The sequence below is a fragment of the Kitasatospora sp. NPDC097605 genome (assembly GCF_040302725.1).
Lineage (GTDB): Bacteria > Actinomycetota > Actinomycetes > Streptomycetales > Streptomycetaceae > Kitasatospora.
On record NZ_JBEOSF010000010.1, the window covers coordinates 58,883 to 79,819 of the forward strand.

General features: G+C 75.1%; 18 protein-coding genes and 1 riboswitch. Of the genes, 10 read left to right on the plus strand and 8 right to left on the minus strand.

From position 1 onward, the window contains the following. The first annotated feature begins 1 nt into the window (after position 1). The 4 genes from ABTX81_RS14000 (at position 2) to ABTX81_RS14015 (ending at position 4,284) form a co-directional block, all read left to right on the plus strand. Complete coding sequence (locus ABTX81_RS14000) at positions 2–916, plus strand: fumarylacetoacetate hydrolase family protein (RefSeq protein WP_350544275.1); 915 nt, start codon at positions 2–4, stop codon at positions 914–916. A gap of 33 nt (positions 917–949) precedes the next feature. Then, positions 950–1,711: a maleate cis-trans isomerase family protein gene (locus ABTX81_RS14005; protein WP_350544277.1), complete on the plus strand. Its 762-nt coding sequence runs from the start codon at positions 950–952 to the stop codon at positions 1,709–1,711. Between the two features lie 78 nt (positions 1,712–1,789). Beyond that, complete coding sequence (locus ABTX81_RS14010; protein ID WP_350544279.1) at positions 1,790–2,668, plus strand: PaaX family transcriptional regulator; 879 nt, start codon at positions 1,790–1,792, stop codon at positions 2,666–2,668. Then, entirely contained in the window at positions 2,668–4,284 is a 1,617-nt protein-coding gene (locus ABTX81_RS14015; RefSeq protein ID WP_350544281.1) for an amidohydrolase, read from the plus strand. Before ABTX81_RS14010 ends, ABTX81_RS14015 begins: the two co-directional genes overlap by 1 nt. A 2-nt stretch (positions 4,285–4,286) precedes the next feature. Here the strand turns inward: ABTX81_RS14015 and ABTX81_RS14020 are convergent, their stop codons facing one another. Beyond that, positions 4,287–4,865, minus strand: coding sequence for a hypothetical protein (locus ABTX81_RS14020; RefSeq protein WP_350544283.1), 579 nt, complete (start codon positions 4,863–4,865; stop codon positions 4,287–4,289). 62 nt (positions 4,866–4,927) lie between these two features. After that, positions 4,928–7,243, minus strand: coding sequence for a 5-methyltetrahydropteroyltriglutamate--homocysteine S-methyltransferase (gene metE, locus ABTX81_RS14025; protein ID WP_350544285.1), 2,316 nt, complete (start codon positions 7,241–7,243; stop codon positions 4,928–4,930). A gap of 148 nt (positions 7,244–7,391) precedes the next feature. Further along, positions 7,392–7,628: riboswitch (cobalamin riboswitch) on the minus strand. 80 nt (positions 7,629–7,708) lie between these two features. On the opposite strand from metE, the gene ABTX81_RS14030 reads away from it, so the two are divergent. Continuing rightward, entirely contained in the window at positions 7,709–8,413 is a 705-nt protein-coding gene (locus ABTX81_RS14030) for a TetR/AcrR family transcriptional regulator (RefSeq protein WP_350544287.1), read from the plus strand. 40 nt (positions 8,414–8,453) lie between these two features. On the opposite strand, the gene ABTX81_RS14035 is transcribed toward ABTX81_RS14030, so the two are convergent. After that, a complete protein-coding gene (locus ABTX81_RS14035) occupies positions 8,454–10,091 on the minus strand; it encodes an amidohydrolase (RefSeq protein ID WP_350544289.1) in 1,638 nt (545 codons plus the stop codon). Between the two features lie 56 nt (positions 10,092–10,147). Beyond that, positions 10,148–11,566, minus strand: coding sequence for an APC family permease (locus ABTX81_RS14040; RefSeq protein WP_350544291.1), 1,419 nt, complete (start codon positions 11,564–11,566; stop codon positions 10,148–10,150). A gap of 320 nt (positions 11,567–11,886) precedes the next feature. On the opposite strand from ABTX81_RS14040, the gene ABTX81_RS14045 reads away from it, so the two are divergent. Then, positions 11,887–13,128, plus strand: a complete 1,242-nt coding sequence (locus ABTX81_RS14045; RefSeq protein WP_350544293.1) for a cytochrome P450 family protein — start codon at positions 11,887–11,889, stop codon at positions 13,126–13,128. Positions 13,129–13,231: 103 nt separating this feature from the next. On the opposite strand, the gene ABTX81_RS14050 is transcribed toward ABTX81_RS14045, so the two are convergent. From ABTX81_RS14050 to ABTX81_RS14065, 4 genes are all read right to left on the minus strand, one after another. Further along, positions 13,232–13,975 (minus strand): choice-of-anchor P family protein, encoded by a 744-nt coding sequence (locus ABTX81_RS14050; RefSeq protein WP_350544295.1) that lies wholly within the window; start codon positions 13,973–13,975, stop codon positions 13,232–13,234. 139 nt (positions 13,976–14,114) lie between these two features. After that, positions 14,115–15,503, minus strand: a complete 1,389-nt coding sequence (locus ABTX81_RS14055; RefSeq protein ID WP_350544297.1) for an XrtP-associated glycosyltransferase — start codon at positions 15,501–15,503, stop codon at positions 14,115–14,117. Next, the gene (locus ABTX81_RS14060) at positions 15,500–16,108 is read right to left on the minus strand and encodes an archaeosortase/exosortase family protein (RefSeq protein WP_350544299.1); all 609 of its coding nucleotides are present in this window, start codon (positions 16,106–16,108) and stop codon (positions 15,500–15,502) included. Before ABTX81_RS14060 ends, ABTX81_RS14055 begins: the two co-directional genes overlap by 4 nt. A gap of 8 nt (positions 16,109–16,116) precedes the next feature. Further along, positions 16,117–16,293 (minus strand): hypothetical protein, encoded by a 177-nt coding sequence (locus ABTX81_RS14065; protein ID WP_350544302.1) that lies wholly within the window; start codon positions 16,291–16,293, stop codon positions 16,117–16,119. A gap of 432 nt (positions 16,294–16,725) precedes the next feature. Between ABTX81_RS14065 and wecB the strand changes: the two genes are divergently transcribed. The 4 genes from wecB to ABTX81_RS14085 all read left to right on the plus strand — a co-directional run bounded on the left by wecB (position 16,726) and on the right by ABTX81_RS14085 (position 20,929). Next, on the plus strand, positions 16,726–17,850 hold the full coding sequence (gene wecB / locus ABTX81_RS14070; RefSeq protein WP_350544304.1) for a non-hydrolyzing UDP-N-acetylglucosamine 2-epimerase: 1,125 nt from the start codon (positions 16,726–16,728) through the stop codon (positions 17,848–17,850). Between the two features lie 230 nt (positions 17,851–18,080). Then, a complete protein-coding gene (locus tag ABTX81_RS14075) occupies positions 18,081–18,497 on the plus strand; it encodes a CbtA family protein (RefSeq protein ID WP_350544307.1) in 417 nt (138 codons plus the stop codon). Between the two features lie 244 nt (positions 18,498–18,741). Beyond that, positions 18,742–19,707 (plus strand): SDR family NAD(P)-dependent oxidoreductase, encoded by a 966-nt coding sequence (locus ABTX81_RS14080; protein ID WP_350544309.1) that lies wholly within the window; start codon positions 18,742–18,744, stop codon positions 19,705–19,707. Positions 19,708–19,744: 37 nt separating this feature from the next. Then, positions 19,745–20,929, plus strand: coding sequence for an alcohol dehydrogenase catalytic domain-containing protein (locus ABTX81_RS14085; protein WP_350544311.1), 1,185 nt, complete (start codon positions 19,745–19,747; stop codon positions 20,927–20,929). Positions 20,930–20,937: the final 8 nt, after the last annotated feature.

Genomic DNA, 20,937 nt, shown 5'->3' on the forward strand with positions numbered 1-20,937 from the left:
CATGCGCCTGTTGACCTTCCGCACCCGCGAGACCCCTGACGGCGGCCGCCCGCGTCTCGGCGCGCTGCTCGACGGCGACCGCGTCGCCGACCTCTCCGCACTCGCCGCGGCCGCCGGCGCGCAGCTGCCCGGCGACCTGCTGGGACTGATCCGCGCCGGGGAGCCGGCCCTGGCCACCGCCGCCGCACTGGCCGCCGGGGCAGGGCGGAACCCGGCCGCCCTGCCCCGGCTCACCGAGATCGCGCTGGACGCGCCGCTGCGCCCCGGCAAGATCGTCGGAGTCGGCCTCAACTACGTCGAGCACGTCGCCGAGGCGCACCGCTCGCTGGACACCGACCGCGAACTGCCGGACCGTCCGGTGCTGTTCAGCAAGCCCTCCACCGCGGTCACCGGCCCCGGGCAGCCGATCCGGCACAACGCCGACCTCACCAAGCAGCTCGACTGGGAGTGCGAACTCGCCGTCGTCATCGGCGCCCCGGCCTTCCGGGTGGCCGAGGCGGACGCCTGGCGGCACGTCTTCGGCTACAGCATCGTCAACGACATCAGCGCCCGCGACCAGCGCCGCTCGGGCCAGTGGTTCTTCTCCAAGGGCCAGGACAGCTACGCGCCGTTCGGCCCGCTGGTGGTGACCGCCGACGAGATCCCCGACCCGCAGCGCCTCGACCTCTCGCTGCGCGTCAACGGCGAGCTGCGGCAGTCCTCCAACACCCGCCACATGCTGTTCGGCGTCGCCCGGCTGATCGCCGACATCTCCTCCGGCGTCACCCTGGAGCCCGGGGACGTCATCTCCACCGGCTCGCCGTCCGGTGTCGGCGCCGGGATGGTGCCGCCGCAGTTCCTCCAGCCCGGGGACCTCGTCGAGGCGACCGTCGAGGGCATCGGCACCCTCGCCAACCCGGTGATCGACGCCCGCTGAGCCCCGATCGACCACGGAAGGAGCCTGTCCGCCATGGCCACCACCTACCGGATCGGCCAGATCGTCCCGAGCTCCAACGTCACCATGGAAACCGAGGTGCCCGCCCTGCTGCGGGCCCGTGAACGGGTCGCACCCGAGCGGTTCACCTTCCACTCCAGCCGGATGCGGATGACCAGGGTCACGCCCGAGCAGTTGCGCAGCATGGACGCCGAGTCCGACCGGTGCGCGGCCGAACTCGCCGACGCCCGGGTGGACGTGCTCGGCTACGCCTGCCTGGTCGCCGTGATGAGCGCCGGCGCCGGCTACCACCGGGAGGCCGAACAGCGGCTGCACCGGCGCACCGTGGAGAGCGGGGCGCCGGCGCCGGTGGTCACCAGCGCCGGCGCCCTGGTGGCCGGGCTGCACACGCTCGGCGCGCGCCGGGTGGCCATGGTCACCCCCTATCTGCGGCCGCTGGCCGCCACCGTCGTCGACTACCTGGGCCAGGAAGGCATCGAGGTGGTCGACCACGCGGCCCTGGAGATCGCCGACAACCTCGATGTCGCCGCCCACGACCCGGCGAAGCTCCCCGGCATCGCCGCCGGGCTCGCCCACGCCCGGGCCGACGCGGTGGTGCTGTCGGCGTGCGTGCAGCTGCCCTCGCTGTCGGCGATCGAGGAGGCCGAGCAGCGGCTCGGCAAGCCGGTCGTCTCCGCGTCCGTCTGCACCGCCCACCAGTTGCTGCGCGCCCTCGGGCTGCCGGCCCACGCCCCGGGCGCGGGGCACCTGCTCTCCGGCGCCTTCGCGGAGGCCTGACCGGACCGTCCTCGGGAAGGACGCGAAGGAGCGCGCCGCCGCTATGATCACCACGAGCTGCCGGGGAGGAGGCCCACCATGCCCACCACGCCCACCACGCCCACCGGGCTGGAGAGCACGCCCCGGCCCAGCTCGCTGATCCACACCGTCTACGGCGAGTTCGTCCGCCGCCTCGGCGGCTGGATATCGATCGCCGACCTGATCGCCCTGATGGCCGAGCTGGACGTCGACGCCCCCGCCGTCCGCTCGGCCATCTCGCGTCTCAAGAAGGCCGGCACCCTCCTCCAGGAACGCCGCGACGGCACCGGCTACCGGCTCTCCCCCGCAATGGACCCGGTGTTCGAGGAGGGCGACCGCCGGATCTTCCACAGCCTGGAGCCCGCCGCGCTCGCCGACGGCTGGGTGGTGGCGGTCTTCTCGGTGCCCGAGTCCGAACGCGCGCAGCGCCACACCCTGCGCTCCCGGCTCAGCTGGCTCGGCTTCGGCAACGCCGCCCCCGGGGTCTGGCTGGCCCCCGCCCGGCTGCTGCCGGACGCCCGCCGGCTGCTCACCCGGCTCGGCCTGGACGCCTATGTGCACCTCTTCCTGTCCGCCGAGTACGCGGGCTTCACCGAGCTGCGCGGAGCCGTCGCCGCCTGGTGGGACTTCCCCGCCATCGAGGCCCAGTACGCGGCCTTCACCGACGCCTGGCGGCCGGCCGCCGCCGCCCTGCGCCAGCGGGACGCCGATCCGGACCCGGCCGAGGCGTTCCGCGCCTACGTCCCGATGCTCACCCAGTGGCGCCGGCTGCCCTACCTGGACCCGGGCCTGCCGGAGCCCCTGCTGCCCGCCGACTGGAACGCCGTCGCGGCCCGGGCCGTCTTCACCGAGCTGCACGGACGGCTCGCCGGACCCAGTCTGGGACACGTCGAGAAGGTCACCGGCCTGCCGGCCGCCGCCCACCACCAGGAGCCGTGATGACCCGTCCGCCCGCCGACCTGCTGGTGCACGCCGCCGCCGTGCACACCCTCGTTCCCGGCGAGCCGCCGCAGCGCGCCCTCGCCGTCACCGGCGGCCGGATCACCGCCCTGTCCCCCGACCCGCACGGCCTGGACGCCCTGGCAGGGCCGGCCACCGAGACCGTCGACGCGCCGCACGCCACCGTGTTGCCCGCCTTCGACGACACCCACACCCACCTGGTCCTGGCCGGCCACAGCGTGCACGGCGTTCCCGTCCACCGGGCCGCCGACCTGCCCGGCTTCCTCGCCCTGATCCGCGAGCGCGCCGCCCGCACCCCCGCCGGCGAGTGGATCCGCACCACCGTCAACTGGCAGGAGGTGAACCTGGCCGAGCAGCGGATGCCCACCACCGAGGAGCTGGACACCGCCACCGCCGACCACCCGGTGCTGGTCCGCCGCGGCGCCTACAACATGGTGCTCAACTCGGCGGCGCTGCGGCTCGCCGGGATCACCGCCGCCACCCCCGACCCGCCCGGCGGCGTGATCGAGCGCGGCGCGGACGGCCGGCTCACCGGGCGGCTGATCAACCGGGCGACCGGACTCGCCGAGCGCGTGCTGCCCCGGCCCGGGCTCGCCGAGCGGATCGACGGCCTGCGCGCCGCCTCCGCCGACTACGCGGCCACCGGCATCGGCACCGTCCGCGACTGCCTGGTCCCGGTCGAGGACCTCGACGTGCTGCGCGCCGCCCGCGACCGGGGCGCGCTCGCCGTCCGGGTCCGGGCCCTGGTCTCCGGCTTCGCCGTCCGCACCCCGGCGGAGGTGGACGGGCTGCTGGACCGGGTCGACGCCTGGCGCGCCGCCGGCCACGAGAACGACCTGCTGTCGGTCTGGGGCGTCAAGTTCGGCATCGACGGCGGCTTCGAGGCCGGCGCGCTGGAGGAGCCGTACCAGGACCGGCCCTGTTACCACGGGCGGCTGCTCTGGGAGCCGCAGGAGCTGGCCGACGCCGTCGACCTGGTCGTCGGGCGCGGTCTGCGGGTCGGCGTGCACGCCTGGGGCGACCGCGGGCTGCGCGTCCTGCTCGACGTCTACCGGGAGGTGCTCGCCCGCCGCCCCGGACTGCCCGCCGGCACCCTGGTCGTCGAACACGGCGGCCTCGCCCGGCCGGAACAGCGGGCCCGGGCGATCGCCCTCGGCGTCCCGGTGACCGTCCAGCACCCGCTGCTGCACGACGGCGCGCTCACCCAGCAGCGGGCCTGGGGCGCCGAGCGCACCGGCGCGCTGTTCCCGCTGCGCGAGTGGCTCGACGAGGGCGCGCAGCTGGCCGCCGGCTCGGACTTCCCGATCGGCCCGTACGGCGCGATGCTCTCGGTGTGGGGCATGACCACCCGCCGGACGGTGGCCGGGGTGCTCGGCGCCGAGCACGCGATCGGCCGCGCCGAGGCGATCGCCCTGCACACCGTGAACGCCGCCCGGCTGACCGGGGAGAGCGCCGAGCGCGGCTCGCTGCGCCCGGGCGCGCTCGCCGATCTGACGCTGTGGCCCACCGACCCGCTGAGCTGCCCGGTCGACGAGTTGCGCGACCTGCTGCCCGAGCGCACCGTGCTCGGCGGCCGCACGGTGCACCGGCGCTGAACTCACTCCTGGGCCGGGCGCACCTCCTGGAGCAGTCCCCAGGTGAAGTCCGCCGTGCAGGCCCGGGGCCGGCCGTCGGCGTCCGGGGCGGTGAAGTCCAGCCGGAACCTGGTCGGCGCGCTGCCCTCGCGTGGCACGGCGGGCGGGAAGGCGGTCCCGACGTCGGCCACCACGCAGCTCCAGGGCGTCAGCTCGGCGAGGGTCCGCGGCGCGGGCGGCGGGGTGCCGGGCGCCCGCACCAGCCAGGCGTTCAGCTCCGCCCCGCCCGGGCCGAGGAGCACCTCGAAGCGCAGCCCGGGCCAGAGCGGCAGCACCCACTGGCGCGCGGTGCAGGCGAGGTCACCGATCCGCCGCGCCGCCTCCGCCTCGGGCGCGCCGAGCACGGCGGTGTAGCGCCGCCCGCCGGACGGGAACCCCGGCGAGCGCACCATCGCCTGCCACCGCTTGTTGGCCTCCCGCATGCCCGCCCGGGTCATCCCCAGCCGCCGCACCGCGTCCTCGACCAGCTCCGGCTGGAAGTCCGCCATCCGCCGCAGCAGCACCAGCTGGAACTCCGTCACCCCGAATCCGTGGACCGCCATCCCGGCAGGCTACCGTTCCCGGGGCGGCGAGCCCGCCGCCCCGGGGACGGGCCGCCGGAGCGTCAGCCGGCGAGTTCCCCTCGCAGTCGGCGGGCGGCGGCGACCAGGCTCTCCAGCGAGGCCCGGGTCTCGGTCCAGCCGCGGGTCTTCAGGCCGCAGTCGGGGTTGACCCAGAGCCGCTCGGCCGGGATCGCGGCCAGGCCGGTGCGCAGCAGCCGCTCGGCCTCGTCGGCGCTCGGGACCCGCGGCGAGTGGATGTCCCACACGCCCGGGCCGACCTCGCGCGGGTAGCCGGCGGCGGCGAGTTCGCCGGCGACCTCCATGTGCGAGCGGGTGGCTTCCAGGGAGATGACGTCCGCGTCGAGCTCGTCGATGGCGGTCATGATGGCGCCGAACTCGGCGTAGCACATGTGGGTGTGGATCTGGGTGTCGGCGCGCACCCCGGAGGTGGCGAGCCGGAAGGCCTCGGTGGCCCAGGCCAGGTAGCCGGGGCGGCCGGCGGCGCGCAGTGGGAGGGTCTCGCGCAGGGCGGGTTCGTCGACCTGGACGACGGCGGCGCCGGCGGCCTCCAGGTCGGTGACCTCGTCGCGCAGGGCCAGGGCGACCTGGCGGGCGGTGTCGGCGAGTGGCTGGTCGTCGCGGACGAAGGACCAGGCGAGCATGGTGACGGGGCCGGTGAGCATGCCCTTGACCGGGCGGTCGGTGAGGCTCTGGGCGTAGCGGAACCAGTCGACGGTCATCGGGCGGGGGCGGGAGATGTCGCCGGCGAGGACCGGCGGGCGGACGTAGCGGGTGCCGTAGGACTGCACCCAGCCGTGCCGGGTGGCGAGGTAGCCGGTGAGCTGTTCGGCGAAGTACTGGACCATGTCGTTGCGTTCGGGCTCGCCGTGCACCAGGACGTCGAGTCCGGCCTTCTCCTGGTACGCGATCACCTCGCGCACCTCGGCCTCCATGCGCTCGCGGTAGGCGGCGGCGTCGATCCGGCCCGCGCCCAGGTCGGCGCGGGCGGTCCGCAGTTCGGTGGTCTGCGGGAAGGAGCCGATCGTGGTGGTGGGGAGCAGCGGCAGGCCGAGGCGGGCGCGCTGGGCGCGGGCGCGCTCGGGGTAGGGCTGGGTGCGGCGGGCGTCGTCGGCGGTGACGGCGGCGGTGCGGGCGCGCACGGCGGGGTCGCGGGTGATCGGGGAGGTGGCGCGGGAGGCCAGGTCGGCGCGGTTGGCGGCGAGTTCGCCCGCGATCGCGGCGGTGCCCTCGCGCAGGCCGCGGGCGAGCAGGGCGGCCTCCTCGGCCTTCTGACGGGCGAAGGCGAGCCAGCGGGCGATCTGCGGGTCGAGGTCGCGTTCGGCGGTGACGTCGATCGGCACGTGCAGCAGGGAGCAGGACGGCGCCACGTCCACCCGGCCGGCCAGGCCGAGCAGGGTGGCCAGGGTCGCCAGCGACCGCTCCAGGTTGTTGATCCAGATGTTGCGGCCGTCGACGACGCCGGCGACCAGGCGCTTGCCGGGCAGTCCGCCGGCGGCGGCGAGGTCGTCCAGGTTGGCGGCGGCCGGTCCGGTGAAGTCCAGCGCCAAGCCCTCCACGGGAGCCTTCGCCAGCACCGGAAGCGCCTCGCCGAGGCGGTCGAAGTAGCTCGCCACCAGCAGCTTCGGCCGGTCGGTGAGGGCGCCGAGGTCCCGGTAGGCGCGGGCGGCGGCGTTCAGTCCGGCCGGGGTGCGGTCCTGGACGAGGGCGGGCTCGTCGAGCTGCACCCACTCGGCGCCGGCCGCGCGCAGGTCGGCGAGGAGTTCGGCGTAGACCGGCAGCAGCCGGTCCAGCAGGGTGAGCGGCTGGAAGTCCTCCGCCGCCCCGGGCGCGGGCTTGGCCAGCAGCAGGTAGGTGACCGGGCCGACCAGCACCGGGCGGGCCGCGTGGCCGGCGGCGAGGGCCTCGGTCAGTTCACCGACGGCCTTGCCGGAGTTCGCGGTGAAGGCGGTGCCGGGGCCCAACTCCGGGACGAGGTAGTGGTAGTTGGTGTCGAACCACTTGGTCATCTCCAGCGGCGCGGCGTCCTGGGTGCCGCGCGCCATGGCGAAGTAGCCGTCCAGCGGGTCGGCGTCGACGGCGGCCCGGTGCCGGGCGGGGACCGCGCCGACGGCGACGGTGGTGTCGAGCACGTGGTCGTAGAGCGAGAAATCGCCGGTGGGGACCTCACGGACACCGGCCTCGGCGAGCCGGCGCCAGTTCTCCCGGCGCAGTCCGGCGGCCGTGGTGAGCAGCGCCTCGGCCGTGACCGTGCCCTTCCAGTAGCCCTCGACGGCCTTCTTGAGTTCCCGGTCCCGGCCCTGCCGGGGGTAGCCGTGGACGGTGGCCAGGGTGGCCGCGGCTGCGGACGTCGCTGTCAAGGGACTCTCCTTCGCGAGTCTTGCTCCTCAAGTGCCCGGTGACGGGACGAGGACGCGAAGGGAGGACGGACCGGACGGACGCCCGTACGGCTCCGCCAGGTCTGCACGCCGACCCGCCCACGAGGTCACCGGAAGCCGCGTGCGATCGGTCGCGCGCGGACAGCGGGCAGGTCTTCGGACTCGCGGGCACGCCCACCCTGTGAAGGGCGGACACCTACTGGCCGTCGCTTCCCAGACCCGACCGGGCCCAGTGCGTATGACGGCGGTCGTTCCCGCTCACCGCTGCGGGGCAGTCCCGGACTGGCCGATTGAAAGGCGTCACCGGGTTCCCTCTTACGACGCGCCTGCCTGGAGGACAGGGCGAACCAGCTGCACCGCCAGCCTAGACGCAGAACGGCGGCCCCGTCACGGATTTCCGCCGACAGCCCCTGTGCTACGTCAAGGGCGTTGACGTAGCCTTCCCGGGTGAGCGAACGCGTAGTGCCCGAACCCCAGCGACGCCGCCGGCGGCCCACCAAGCAGGGGGTGGTGCTCTCCCACGAACTGATCGTCGACACGGCGCTGCGGCTGGTCGGGCAGCACGGCGCGGAGGCGCTCACCGTGCGCAGGCTCGGCACCGCGCTCGGCGCCGACCCCAGCGCGGTCTACCGGTACTTCCACAGCGCGGACGATCTGCTGCTCGCCGTCGCCGAGGAGCTGATCGCCCGCGCCCAGCACGGCTGGCGGGCCACCGGCGACTGGCGGGCCGACCTGCGGGAGATCGGTCTGCGGATCCATGCGAGCTACCGGGCCCACCCGCAGGCCGCGCTGCTCGCCGCCCACCGCACCACCGGGCGCGCCCATGAGATCGCCGCCGTCGAGGCCATCCTCGGCGTGCTGCGCGACGCGGGCTTCCCCGACCCGGAGGCCGTGCGGATCTACCACGCGTTCGTCGACCAGAGCCTCGGCTTCGCCGTGCTGGACGCCGCCGCGCTCGCACTGCCGGCCGCCGCGCAGTCGGCGGACCTGCGGGTCTGGCACGCCGCGTACGGCCGGCTCGACGCCGCGGCCAATCCGCACATCGCCGCCACCGCGCACCTGCTCGCCGCCGACATGCGGCGCAGCGGCTACCCGTTCGCGCTGGAGCTGCTGCTGGACGCCGCCGAGGCCCGGCTGGCGGCGACGCGCTGAGCGCCGCCGCCGGCCGGCCGGCCCGGCTGCCGGCCTCGGATCAGTCGGCCCTGTGGACGAGTTCACCGCCGACGTAGGTCCGCAGCACCCGGGCGGCGGCGATCTCCTCGGGCGGGCCGGTGAGGATGTCGCGGTCGAGGACGACGAGGTCGGCGAGGTTGCCGGCGGCGAGGGTGCCGGCGTCGTCGTGGCCGTTCACGTGCGCGGAGCCGGCCGTGTAGGCGGCGATCGCGGAGGCCAGGTCGAGCCGCTGCTCGGGCAGGAACACCCGCTCGTCGACCGCGTCCGGCTCCCGGCGGTTGACCGCCACGTGCAGCCCGGCCAGCGGGTCCGGGCTGCTCACCGGCCAGTCGCTGCCCGCCGCGAGGGTGGCGCCCGCCCGCTGGAGCGCTCCGAACGGGTACTGCCGGGCGGCCCGCTCGGGGCCGAGGAACGGGATGGTCAGCTCGTCCATCTGCGGTTCGTGGGCCGCCCAGAGCGGCTGGATGTTGGCGATCGCGCCGAGCCTGGCGAAGCGCGGCAGGTCGTCCGGGTGGACCACCTGGAGGTGGGCGAGGTGGTGGCGGGTGTCGCGCCGGCCGTTGGCGGCGCGGGCGGCCTCGACGGCGTCCAGCGCCTCGCGCACCGCCCGGTCGCCCAGCGCGTGGAAGTGCACCTGGAAGCCCAGCGCGTCGAGTTCGGTGACGTGGCCCCGCAGGGCGATCGGGTCGACGAAGCTGAGGCCGGAGTTGGCGGTGGCGCAGCCGCAGCCGTCGAGGTAGGGGCTGGTCATGGCGGCGGTGAAGTTCTCCGCGATGCCGTCCTGCATGATCTTCACCGAGCCGGCCCGGAACCTGCCGTGCGCCAACGCGGCGCGCCGCTCGACGAGTTCGGGGATCTGCTCGGCGCCCCGGTCGCGCTGCCACCAGAGCGCGCCGGTCACCCGGGCGGTCAGCGCGCCGGAGCGGGCGGCGGCCAGGTAGGCGTCGGACGGGTCGGACATGCCGTTGAACTCGCCGAGCAGGGCGTCCTGCCAGCCGGTGATACCGAGGGAGTGGAGCAGTCGCTGCGCGCGCAGCAGCCCGTCGAGGCGGTCAGCGGCGGTGACCGGCGGCAGCAGCCGGGCGACCAGGGCGGTGGCGCCCTCCTGGAGCATGCCGCTCGGGGCGCCGTCGGGCTCGCGCTCGATCCGTCCGTCGACCGGGTCGGGGGTGTGGCGGTCGATCCCGGCGAGTTCCAGGGCCCGGGTGTTGGCCCAGGCGCCGTGGTGGTCACGGTTGGTCAGGTAGACCGGACGGTCCGGGACGGCGCTGTCGAGCAGCTGCCGGGTCGGCAGCCCGCCGTCGAAGCTCTCCATCGACCAGCCGCTGCCGGTGATCCACTCCTGTTCCGGGTTGGCCCGGGCGTAGGCGCGGATCCGCTCCAGGTAGTCGGCGACACCGACCGTGCCGGTGAGGTCGCAGCCGGCCAGCTCGGCGCCGCCGCCCACCGCGTGGATGTGCGCGTCCTGGAAGCCCGGCAGCAGCAGCTTCCCGGCAAGGTCCACGACGTCGGTACCCGGACCGATCAGGTCGCGGACCTCGTCGTGGCCGACGGCGGTGATCCGTCCGCCGGTCACGGCCAGGGCGCTCGCCCGGGTGCGGGCGGCGTCGCCGGTGTGCACGGGGCCGCGGGTGAAGACCAGATCGGCCTTGGTCATGGGTGGTGCTCCGTTCTCGGGTCGTGCGGGGTGGTGCGGGTGGTGCGGTGCCCGGGTCAGCGGGCGTCGCGGAGGAAGTACGGCGAGCGGCGCCGCCAGCGGGCCCAGGCCGCCGCCGGCAGTCCGCTGACGATCATCACGATCACCACGGACAGCTCGAACCAGCCGTTGTCTGCGGCGAGTTCGAAGTGGTCGGTGGAGTCGTAGAAGGTCCAGGCGAGGTAGCCGCCGACGGCGAGCAGCGCCGCTGCGCCCAGCAGCGGGCCGACGACCGCGCGCAGGCCCTCCAGCACGCTGGTGCGCAGCAGGTGGCGGAAGCGGACGGCGGCGGCGACGGCGGTGAGCGCGTAGTAGAGCGCGACGACGATGCCGATCGCGTTGACGGCGGCGGAGATGAGATCGTTGACGGTGGGGATGGCGATCGCGCACAGGGCCAGGGCGACGGCGATCCCGGTGATGAGGAGGGTTCCCGCGGCGGGCGTCGAGTGGCGGGGGTGCAGCCGGGTCCAGACCGGGCCGAGCACGCCGTCGCGCCCCATCGCGAACAGGCCGCGGGCGGTCGGGATCACCGAGGACTGCAGCGAGGCCACCGCGGAGAACATCAGCGCGATCAGCGGCAGGGCGGCCAGCGGCTGGTCGGCCAGCCTGGCCCCGAAGTAGGCGAGGCCGTGCGCCCCGTTGTCCGCCAACTCGTCCAGCGGGAGCACCCGTTGGAAGGCCGTGCCGGCCAGCAGGAACAACGCCAGCATCACCAGCAGGGCGAGCGTGCCGGCCCGGGAGGCGTCCCGCGGGTCGCGGACCTCCTCGCCCACGCTGAACACCGACTCGAAGCCCCAGTAGCAGAACACCGCGAGCACCATGCCCTGCGCCAGCGCCTCGAACGAGGGAATGTCGAAGGGGTTGTACCACTGGAGCGAGAACGGCTGGTCCCCGGCGAACAGCCCGTAGCCGCAGAAGCCGAGCAGCACCACGTACTCGAAGACCAGCAGCGCCTTCTGCAGTCGCGCCGCCAGGTCGAGTCCGCGCACCGCGACCAGTGCGGCGCCGACCAGGACGGCCAGGCCGATCAGGGTGCACTGGACGGTGGAGTCCGCGTCCAGCCGCAGGCCCGCGACGCTGCGCAGCCCGGCCAGGTCGAGGAGTTGGACGATCGACGAGCCGGTGACGGTCGTCGTGTAGGCCATGAACACCACGGTGCCGACGGTGTTCACCCAGCCGGTGAGGAAGCCGAGCCAGGGGTTGAGCGTGCGGCCCACCCAGCGGTAGCTGCTGCCGGCGTCCGGCTCCGCGGCGTTCAGCCGCCCGTAGCCGCCCGCGATGGCGATCACCGGGAGGAAGGCCAGCAGCATGATCGCGGGCAGGTGCAGGCCGACGACCCCGGCCATCAGGCCGAGGCCGATGCCGATACTGCTGGTCGCGGCGGTACTGGAGGCGGCGATCGCCGCCCCGTCGAGGAGGCCGAGGGAGCGGCGCATGGGGGCGTGGGAGACGCTCGCGTCCGTTCTCGGACCGCTGCCCGTGGCCTTCGCCGTGGATGCCAAGGGATCACCGCCTTGCTGGTGGGGGTGTGGGGGAAGTGCGAGCCATGAAACCGGGGGTGCCGAGACACGTCAATGCTGTTGTCATAAGGGAGTACGGCCGCTCGCTGCGGCCCCGGGGGCCGGGTACGCGCTCAGGGGCGCCGCCCCCGGGCGTGCGGAACCGGCGGTGGGCGCCCTTTCGTGACCCGCCCGGCGGTCGTACGGTCACAGGCGGCCGACCGTTTCCGACCGCCGCTCCCCCTCCAGGAGGGCCCATGGAACCCCGCTGCCCCTACACCCACGTCCTCGACACCCTCGGCACCGACCTGCACACCGAGGCCGCCCATCTGCGCACCCACGGCCCGGCCGTCCGGGTCGAACTCCCCGGCCGCGTCCAGGCCTGGTCGGTGACCCGCGCCGACGTCGCCAAGCGGCTGCTCACCGACCCCCGGATGGCCAAGAACGCCCGCCACCACTGGCCCGACTGGATCGAGGGCCGGGTCGGCCCGGACTGGCCGCTGGCCAGCTGGGTCGCGGTGGAGTCGATGTTCACCAGCGACGGCGCGGACCACCACCGGCTGCGCACGCTGACCGCTCCCTCGTTCGGCCCCCGGCGGGTGGAGTCGCTGCGGCCCCGGGTGCGGGCGATCGCCGCCGCCCTGATCGACGCGCTGCGCGGGGCCGCGCCCGGTGAGACCGTCGACCTGCACGGCCGGCTCTCCTACCCGCTGCCGACCACGCTGATCTGCGACCTGTTCGGTGTCCCCGAGGAGCAGCGGGCGGAGGTGCGGCGGGTGGTGGACGGCGTCCTGGCGACCGACGCCACGCCGGAGCACGCCAAGGCCGTCCTCGACGACCTGTTCGCCGCGATGGCACGGCTGGCCGCCACCAAGCGGGCGGAGCCGGGCGACGACATGACCAGCGAACTGATCGCCACCCGCGACGCCCAGGGGTCCCGGCTCAGCGAGCAGGAGCTGATCTCCACGCTGATCCTGATGATCGGCGCCGGGTCGGAGACCGCCGTCAACCTGATCGACCACACCGTGGCGCTGCTGCTGTCGCACCCCGGGCAGCTGGCACTGATCCGCTCCGGCGAGGCGACCTGGCGCGACGCCATCGAGGAGTCGCTGCGCCTGGAGCCGCCGGTGATGCACCTGCCGATGTACTTCGCCGCCGAGGACATCGACCTCGGCGAGGGGGTGCTGATCCGCGCCGGCGAGCCGGTCCTCTTCGCCTTCGGCGCGGCCGGGCGCGACCCGGGGCTGCACCCCGACCGGCCGGAGGAGTTCGACCTGACCCGGCCCGACAAGGCCCATCTGGCCTTCGGCCACGGCCGGCACTACTGCCTGGGCGCGGTGCTCGGCGTGATGGAGGCCGAGGAGGCGGTCAGCGCGCTGTTCGACGCCTTCCCCGCGATCGAACTCGCGGTGCGGAAGGAGGAGTTGCTCCCGCAGGAGTCGTTCATCGTGAACGCCCTGCGGTCCCTGCCGGTCCGGCTCGCCCCGGCCGCCGGATAGCGCCGGTGCCGGTGCCGCCGTCGTACTGGTACGACCTCCGGCCGGCCGGACGGAGGGGTGCGGACATCGCCGGGGCGCCCCGGGCCGGGGCGCCCCGGGGGGATCAGACGGTGCTGTTGCGGCGGCGCAGCAGGAAGACCCCGGCGGCGGTGGCCAGGGCCGCCGCTCCACCGACGGCGGCGACCTGCGGGTCGACCATCGACACGGCCTCGGCGGGCGCGGCGCCGCCGCACTCGGCGTGGCCGATGGTCAGGTTGGCGCCGTTGAGGATCGGCAGCAGGGCGATCCGGACGGCGTTGACGGTCAGCACGCCGTTGGCGTCGGTGACCTGCTCGTTGAGGATGACGGTGGCGACCCCGGGCACGTTGACCTGCGTGTTCGGGGCCGCGCCGGCCTGCAGGGTGATCGCCGGGAGCAGCGGGAGCTTGACGCTGCCGCCCGCGATGACGCCGGAGCCGGTGGCTCCGGCCGGGGTGGCGCTGCAGGTCGAGTTGATTCCCGTCAGCGAGACGGTGGCGAGGGTCAGGTCGACGCCGAGCGAGTCGACCGTGGCGGAGGCCCCCGAGGTGCCGGCCTGCGGGTCGCCGGAGGTGGTGGCGGTGAGCACCGAGTCGGTGGCGAACGGCCCGAGGTGGACGCCGACCAGGGTGTTGGTGCCGCCCGAGGGGTAGGTGGAGGAGGGCATCGGGGAGACGGCGACCAGGCTGCCGACGGCGTCCGCGGCCACCACGTAGGCCTTGGCCTCGGGGGCGGCGAGCGCGGCCCAGGCCGGCGAGGCGGTGCAGACCAGGGTGGCGGTCAGCGCGGCACCGGCGAGCAGGCGGGTGCGGGTACGACGAGAGGTCATGGTGGTGGTGCCTTTCGTGGGACGGGAAAGGGACTGACATCGGGATCGGTCGGGGACGGACGGGGACGGTCCGGCAGGCAGGACCGGGTCTGGCCGCCGGGTGGGCCGCGGGCGGAGCGACGGGCGGGTCGGCGGGCGTTCATGCCGCCGGCTCTCCGACGACGGCCGGGGCCGGGGCGGGTGCGGGTGCGGGTGCGGCGGCGACCCGGGCCGTCTTGTGCCAGGAGTTGCGCCGGCACAGCACCCGCCAGGCCGCGCGGACGGCGACCAGGTAGGTCGTGGCGGCGTACAGGGCCAGCGCGAGCCCGTACCCGAGCGCGGCCCGGCGCCCCACACCCGGCTCGCAGCGCCGCCGGTACAGCGGCCCCCAGACGGCGAACTCGCCGACGCCCAGCAGCAGGTAGAGCGCCAGGAGCAGCGCGCCGCCCTGCCGCAGGAAGGCGAGCACGAACTCCGGGTAGAGCACGAGGTTGTAGCCGAAGGCGGCGATCGGCACGGTGTACACCACCAGGCCGACGAGTTGCAGCCACGGCTGGCTCATGAAGTACAGCACTTCCAGGAAGCCGGCCGTGCCGAACGCCCGTGAGCCCCAGATCTCCCGGAGGTAGCGGGTGCACTGCATGGAGCCCTGCGCCCAGCGCACCCGCTGGGTGATCAGCTGCCGCACGCTCCACAGCGCCTCCTGGTCGACCCAGGCGTCGGTGGTGTAGCCGTTGCGCCAGCCGGCCAGCATCAGCCGCAGGCCCAGCTCGTAGTCCTCCAGCAGCGCCTTGCCCCACGGCCGCCCGCCGCCGCGGTCCACCGCGCGCAGCGCGGAGAGCCGGGTGAACTGGCCGTTGCCGCCGACGTTGACGGTGCCGGTGCGGCGCCGGGTGATCTGCATCGCGGATATCGGCCCGCGGAACTCGATGTCCTGGAGGCGGGCGAGCAGCCGGGCCCGCTTGTTGGCGAACGCGCCGCGGCCGGGCAGCGGCGTGGCGACGTCGCGGTTGGACATCCGGACCTCGACCTGGACGGCGCCGATGCCGGGGTCGCCGAAGAGGGCCGGTCCGGCGCACACGGCGAGCGCGCCGGGCGAGGGGCGGCCGTCGGCGTCGAGCACGCAGACCACCACCCGCGCGGGGTCGGTGCCGGCGGGCAGCGCGGCCTCCAGCGCCCGGTAGCCCGCGTTCAGCGCGTCGCCCTTGCCGGTCCGCGCCTCGGGCGGCCGCCGGGACACCAGGTGCACGGTGAGGCGCTCGGAGGTGGCGGGCCAGGTGCGGACGAGTTCGGCCGTGCGGTCCTCGGAGGCGTCGTCGACGACCCAGACGGTGGCGCCCGCGAAGTGCTCGGCGAGGTAGTCCAGGGTGGTGGCGATCACCGCCTCCTCGTCCCGGCAGGGGATCAGGAAGTGCCAGCCGAAGCCGTCCGGATCTCCGGACGGCGCCGGGCGGTCCCGCAGGAAGCCGCGCACGATCACCACGACGTAGGCGAGGAAGCCCACGCCCAGCACGAAGGAGAGCGATACGGAGGTGTCCAGCAGGGTCACGGCGTCTCCTCCCCGCTCGGGCCGGCGGGCGCGGGCGCGGCGGTGCCGCTGCGGGGCAGCAGCCGCAGGAAGAGCAGCGCCGCGGCCAGGGCGGCGGTCATCATCAGCACCGAGCCGAACAGGACGTGCGTCCAGCCGAACCCCTCCGCCCCGTACCGGTGTTGCATCACCAGGACGAGGGTGAGCCGGGCGAGGTTGGTGGCCACGACCAGGGCGGCGGCGACGGCGAAGGCCAGCAGGACGCGGCCGGGGCGGCGGTTGCCGAAGAGCAGCAGCAGCGCCGTCACCAGGGCGAGCGGGGCGATCAGCAGCGCGCTGCTGCACCCCGTGGTCAGGGCGACGCCCCGGTCCAGGCCGGTGTGGTCGCCGGCGTACAGGACGGGGGCGGTCGGCCCTTCGAGCAGCAGGGTGCGCATCCCCAGGAGGTGCTCGACCAGCCACGCCGTGCCGCGGCTCTCCTGGGTGCGGTAGGCGCGTTCGCCGGCCACCAGCGAGCCGCACACGCCGAGCAGCACGGCGCCGCACAGCACCCCGACCGGGGAGCGCCCGGCCCGGGCCGGGGCGGGCCGGCGGGGGGCGAGCGGGTGCGACAGGGATTCCGTCATGGCGCGGCTCAGTCCTCGCCCGGGCCCTCGCCGCGGCGCAGCCGGCTGCGCCGCAGCAGGCCGAGGCCCAGCAGGACCAGGGCCACCGCGGCCGTCGCCGTGACACCTATGCCCACCGATCCGGTCGCGGCCAGGGCGCCGCCACCGGCTGCCGGCGGCAGTCCGCCGGCCACAGGTCCGTACATGGGGAATTCCTCTCGTCGGAAAACGGGTCGATGAAGGGGGTGTTGCGAGGGGGGGATACCGCGCTGTGGAAAGGCGTGCGCGGCGCCGGAGCGGCCCGCCGATGGCAGGGGGCGGCCGCCGGGCACGTCGGAACCACCCGGGCGGGGACGAACGTTACGCGACCCCGCCACGGTTCGAACTCCCGTGCTGCTGGCACATCATGGTCGGAAAATCCGATGTTTGATGGTCCGTATTCAGACGATGCCGACCCCGCCTGACCTGTTCGGCGTGGCGTCGGCATGTCAACGGCGTGGCGCGCCGGCCGGCCGTACCGCCATTCGGGGGACATTGATCACCATCAGTTGCCGCCGCTCGCGGTCGACGGCCATGTTGTGACACGTAGTCCGAACACCTCGATCGTTTCGATCGGATGCACCGTCAAGGGAGCCCGAATGCCCTCCGCCGACATAGCCGTGGTCCTCGGAACCCGACCGGAAATCGTCAAACTCGCCGGTGTGGTGCGACTCCTGGAGGACTCCGCCCGCATCGTCTGGACCGGTCAGCACTGGGATCCCGGCCTCACCACCGCGTTCTTCCGGCAGTACGCGCTCCCCGACCCGCACATCACGCTCAGCGGGGTGGCCGGCGAGGCCCGGGGCCGTCAGATCGGCCGCATGGTCAGCGCGCTCAGCGACCACTTCGCCCAGCACCCGCCCGCCGCCGTCGTCGTCCAGGGCGACACCAACTCGGCCGCGGCCGGCGCGCTGGCCGCGCACTGCGCGGGCGTGCCCGTCGTCCATGTCGAGGCCGGACTGCGCTCCTTCGACCCCGACATGCCCGAGGAGGCCAACCGCCGGCTGATCGCCCCGCTCGCCGACCTGCACTGCGCCCCGACCGCGACCGCCGCCGCCCATCTGCTGCGCGAGGGGATCGAGGCGGACCAGGTGGTGGTCACCGGCAACACCGTCGTCGAGGCCACCCTGGAGTCACTGCCCGGACCGGCCGAGGCCCGCGCGGTGCTGGACGGGTACGGGCTGCGCCCCGACCGCTATCTGCTGGCCACCCTGCACCGCCCCGAGAACACCGACGACCCCGCCCGGCTCGGCCGGATCCTCGCCCAACTCGCCGCCGTGGAGCTGCCGGTGGTGCTGCCGCTGCACCCGCGCACCCGGGCGGCGATCGAACGGTTCGGCCTCTCCGGCGCGCTCGCCGGGCTGCGTCCGGTGCCCCCGGTGGACCACCGCACCTTCCTCGCCCTGGCCGCCGGCTGCCGGCTGCTGGTCTCGGACTCCGGCGGGGTCCAGGAGGAGTGCACGGTGCTCAAGCGGCCGCTGATCGTGGTGCGCAACTCCACCGAACGGCCCGAGGCGGTCCGGGCCGGCTTCGCCCGGCTGGTGCGGCCCGGCGCCCAGCTCGACCTCGCGCTGCGCGAGGTGCTCGCCGACCCGGACGCCGTCGGCTCGCTCGCCGGGCGGCCCTCGCCGTACGGCAGCGGCACCGCGAGCGCCGAGATCGTCGCCGCCGTCCGCTCCCGCTACCTCGTCGAGGACCGCCCCCGGCTGCTCTGCGCCGGCTGAGCCCGGTCGCCGCCGAGCCGTTCGCCGCCCGCCGCGGGGCAGCCTCCAGCGCTCCGCCCGCCCGGTCCGTTCGACGGCGGCCGGCGGGGGCACGTCGAACTGCCGGAAGGCCTTGGTCCGGGACGCCGAGGGCGGACACCGCGGCGGCCCGGACCACGTCCGGCTCGGCGACCACCGGGCACGGCCGCCCAGCGCGGCCGCCGTTCCCTCCAGCCGGCCGCCGACCGGACGTGCCGTTCCTCACGTACCCGGCGATGCCGCCGGCGGTCGGCGATCCGGACACCATCGGGCAGCGCACCGCGCTGTTCTTCCTGACGATCGCGCTCAGCGTGCTGCTCGGCGTCGCCGCGGCGGTCCTCGGCATGCGCCTGGCTCCGCGCCTGGGCACCTGGAACGCCGTCGTCGCGGCCGGCCCCGGTTACGTCGCGGTGATGGCCGTGCTCGCCCTCGTCCTGCCGTCCGACGACGACGCGATCCCGGACGGCTTCCCGGCCGCACTGCTGTGGGACGTCCGGCTCGCCTCGCTCGGTCTGCGGGTCGTGCTGGGGACCGGGTTCGCCCTGGTCTCCGGCGCCCCGGGCACGGCGGGTCCTCTCCCCCGCCGCCCCGGCGGGGACCGTACGGCCGTCCCCGCTCCGGCGGTCTGACCGAGGCCTCCTCCCCCGCACCCGGCCGGACCCCGCCGAAGGCGCGCCGACGGGGTCCGGCCGGGTGCGGTCAGGCGGCGGCCGCCGCGCCCCGGGCCAGGTCGACGGCGGACCACCCGGCCGGGACCGTCAGGGACGCCACAAGCGGTCCCGGGCCCGCTCTCCACCGCGGCGGGTTTGGCCGTGGCGCCCTCGGACAGACGCCGGGCGACGGGAGGTCCCCGACCGAAGGAGGGCACGGCCGATGCGTGGCAGAAGCGAACTGGCCGGACGCACGGCCCTGGTGACCGGTTCCTCGCGCGGACTCGGCCTGCTGATCGCGGGCGAGCTCGCCGACCGCGGCTGCCGGGTGATGCTCACCGGCCGCGACGAGCTCGCCCTGGAGCGGGCCGTCCGGCGGCTGCGCGGCCGCCCCGGCGAGGTGGCCGCCACGGCGGGTGACCTGACCGCCGCCGACACCCCGGCCCGGCTGCTCGCCGCCGTGCGGGAGCACTTCGGCGCCGAGGTGGACCTGCTGGTCAACAACGCCGGCCTGATCCAGGTCGGCCCGCTCACCGCCATGCAGGAACAGGACTTCCGGCGGGCGCACGAGCTGATGGTGATGGCGCCGCTGCGGCTGGTCCACGCGGTGCTGCCCGCGATGCGGGCGCGCGGCGCGGGCTCGATCGTCACCATCGGCTCGATCGGCGGCAAGGTCCCGGCGCCGCACCTGCTGCCGTACGTCACCGCCAAGTTCGCGGTGACCGGCCTCTCCGAGGGGCTGGCGGCGGAGCTGGCGCCGTACGGGATCCGGGTCACCACCGTCGTCCCGGGGCTGATGCGCACCGGTTCGCAGACCGCCGCCGAGTTCGCCGGGCAGGCCGGACACGAGTTCGCCTGGTTCGCCACCGCCGCCTCGCTGCCGCTGCTGTCGATGGACGCGCGGCGGGCGGCGCGCCGGATCGTCCGGGCGGTCGAGACCGGCCGCCGGGAGCTGGTGCTCACCCCGCTCGCCAAGGCCGCCGCGCGCGCCCACGGAATCGCGCCGGCCACCACCGGCCGGCTGCTCACCCTCACCGCACGGCTGCTGCCGCCCACCGGGTCCGCCCCCGAGCACGGGGTGCCGGGCGTCCGGGCGGCGGCCCGCCACCGGCGCGGCGGCCCGGTCGACCGGCTCACCGCCCTCGGCCGCCGGGCCGCCCGCTCCCACAACGAACCGACGGCGTCCTGAGCCGCGCCCGTTCCATCCGAGGAGCAAGGAGCACACCATGAAAGCCGTGACCTGGCACGGGCGCCGCGACGTCCGGGTCGACTCCGTCCCCGACCCCGTGCTCCAGGAGCCCACCGACGTCCTGGTCGAGGTCACCACCACGGGGCTCTGCGGATCGGACCTGCATCTGTACGAGGTCCTCGGCGCCTTCCTCGACGAGGGCGACATCCTCGGCCACGAGGCGATGGGCGTGGTGCGCGAGGTCGGCAGCGGGGTGCACGCGGTCGAGGTCGGCGAGCGCGTGGTGGTGCCGTTCAACATCTCCTGCGGCACCTGCTTCATGTGCGTGAAGGGCCTGCACTCCCAGTGCGAGACGACCCAGGTGCACGCCTACGGGACCGGCGCGGCGCTGTTCGGCTACACCAAGCTGTACGGGCAGGTGCCCGGCGGCCAGGCGGAGCTGCTGCGGGTGCCGTTCGGCAACACGCTGCCCGTCGCCGTCCCGCACGGACCGCCGGACGACCGCTACGTCCTGCTGTCCGACGTGCTGCCGACCGCCTGGCAGGCGGTGGAGTACGCCGAGGTGCCGCCCGGCGGCAGCGTCGCCGTGCTCGGGCTCGGCCCGATCGGCGACATGTGCGCCCGGATCGCCCGGCACCGCGGCGCGTCCACCGTGATCGGGGTGGACCTGGTCCCCGAACGGCTGGAGCGCGCCCGGGAGCGCGGCGTCGAGGCGCTCGACCTGGCCCGGCTCGGCTCCCGGGTGGTCGACGCCGCCAAGGAGCTCACCGACGGACGCGGTCCGCACGCCGTGATCGACGCCGTCGGCATGGAGGCGCACGGCTCCCCCGCCGCCACCGCGGCGCAGCGGATGACGTCGCTGCTGCCCGACGCGCTGGCCGCCCGGCTGATGACCCGGGTGGGCCTGGACCGGCTGCACGCCCTGCACCTGGCCGTGGACATGGTGCGGCGCGGCGGCACGATCTCGCTGTCCGGCGTGTACGGCGGCATGACGGACCCGCTGCCGATGCTGACCATGTTCGACAAGCAGCTGCGGCTGCGGATGGGCCAGGCCAACGTGCTGCGCTGGACCGAGGACCTGCTGCCGCTGCTGGGCGACGGGGATCCGCTCGGCGTGGACGGCTTCGCGACCCACCACCTGCCGCTGGCGGAGGCACCGGCCGCGTACGACCTGTTCCAGCGCAAGCAGGACGGGGTGGTCAAGGTGCTGTTCCGCCCCTGAGCGCCGTG

Coding starts and splice junctions, on each gene's coding strand:
- ABTX81_RS14065 (WP_350544302.1), bottom strand. CDS start 16,293: ATGTACGGACCTGTGGCCGGCGGACTGCCGCCGGCAGCCGGTGGCGGC.
- ABTX81_RS14040 (WP_350544291.1), bottom strand. CDS start 11,566: ATGCGCCGCTCCCTCGGCCTCCTCGACGGGGCGGCGATCGCCGCCTCC.
- ABTX81_RS14035 (WP_350544289.1), bottom strand. CDS start 10,091: ATGACCAAGGCCGATCTGGTCTTCACCCGCGGCCCCGTGCACACCGGC.
- ABTX81_RS14045 (WP_350544293.1), top strand. CDS start 11,887: ATGGAACCCCGCTGCCCCTACACCCACGTCCTCGACACCCTCGGCACC.
- ABTX81_RS14080 (WP_350544309.1), top strand. CDS start 18,742: ATGCGTGGCAGAAGCGAACTGGCCGGACGCACGGCCCTGGTGACCGGT.
- ABTX81_RS14005 (WP_350544277.1), top strand. CDS start 950: ATGGCCACCACCTACCGGATCGGCCAGATCGTCCCGAGCTCCAACGTC.
- ABTX81_RS14000 (WP_350544275.1), top strand. CDS start 2: ATGCGCCTGTTGACCTTCCGCACCCGCGAGACCCCTGACGGCGGCCGC.
- ABTX81_RS14060 (WP_350544299.1), bottom strand. CDS start 16,108: ATGACGGAATCCCTGTCGCACCCGCTCGCCCCCCGCCGGCCCGCCCCG.
- ABTX81_RS14085 (WP_350544311.1), top strand. CDS start 19,745: ATGAAAGCCGTGACCTGGCACGGGCGCCGCGACGTCCGGGTCGACTCC.
- wecB (WP_350544304.1), top strand. CDS start 16,726: ATGCCCTCCGCCGACATAGCCGTGGTCCTCGGAACCCGACCGGAAATC.
- ABTX81_RS14020 (WP_350544283.1), bottom strand. CDS start 4,865: ATGGCGGTCCACGGATTCGGGGTGACGGAGTTCCAGCTGGTGCTGCTG.
- ABTX81_RS14015 (WP_350544281.1), top strand. CDS start 2,668: ATGACCCGTCCGCCCGCCGACCTGCTGGTGCACGCCGCCGCCGTGCAC.
- ABTX81_RS14050 (WP_350544295.1), bottom strand. CDS start 13,975: ATGACCTCTCGTCGTACCCGCACCCGCCTGCTCGCCGGTGCCGCGCTG.
- ABTX81_RS14010 (WP_350544279.1), top strand. CDS start 1,790: ATGCCCACCACGCCCACCACGCCCACCGGGCTGGAGAGCACGCCCCGG.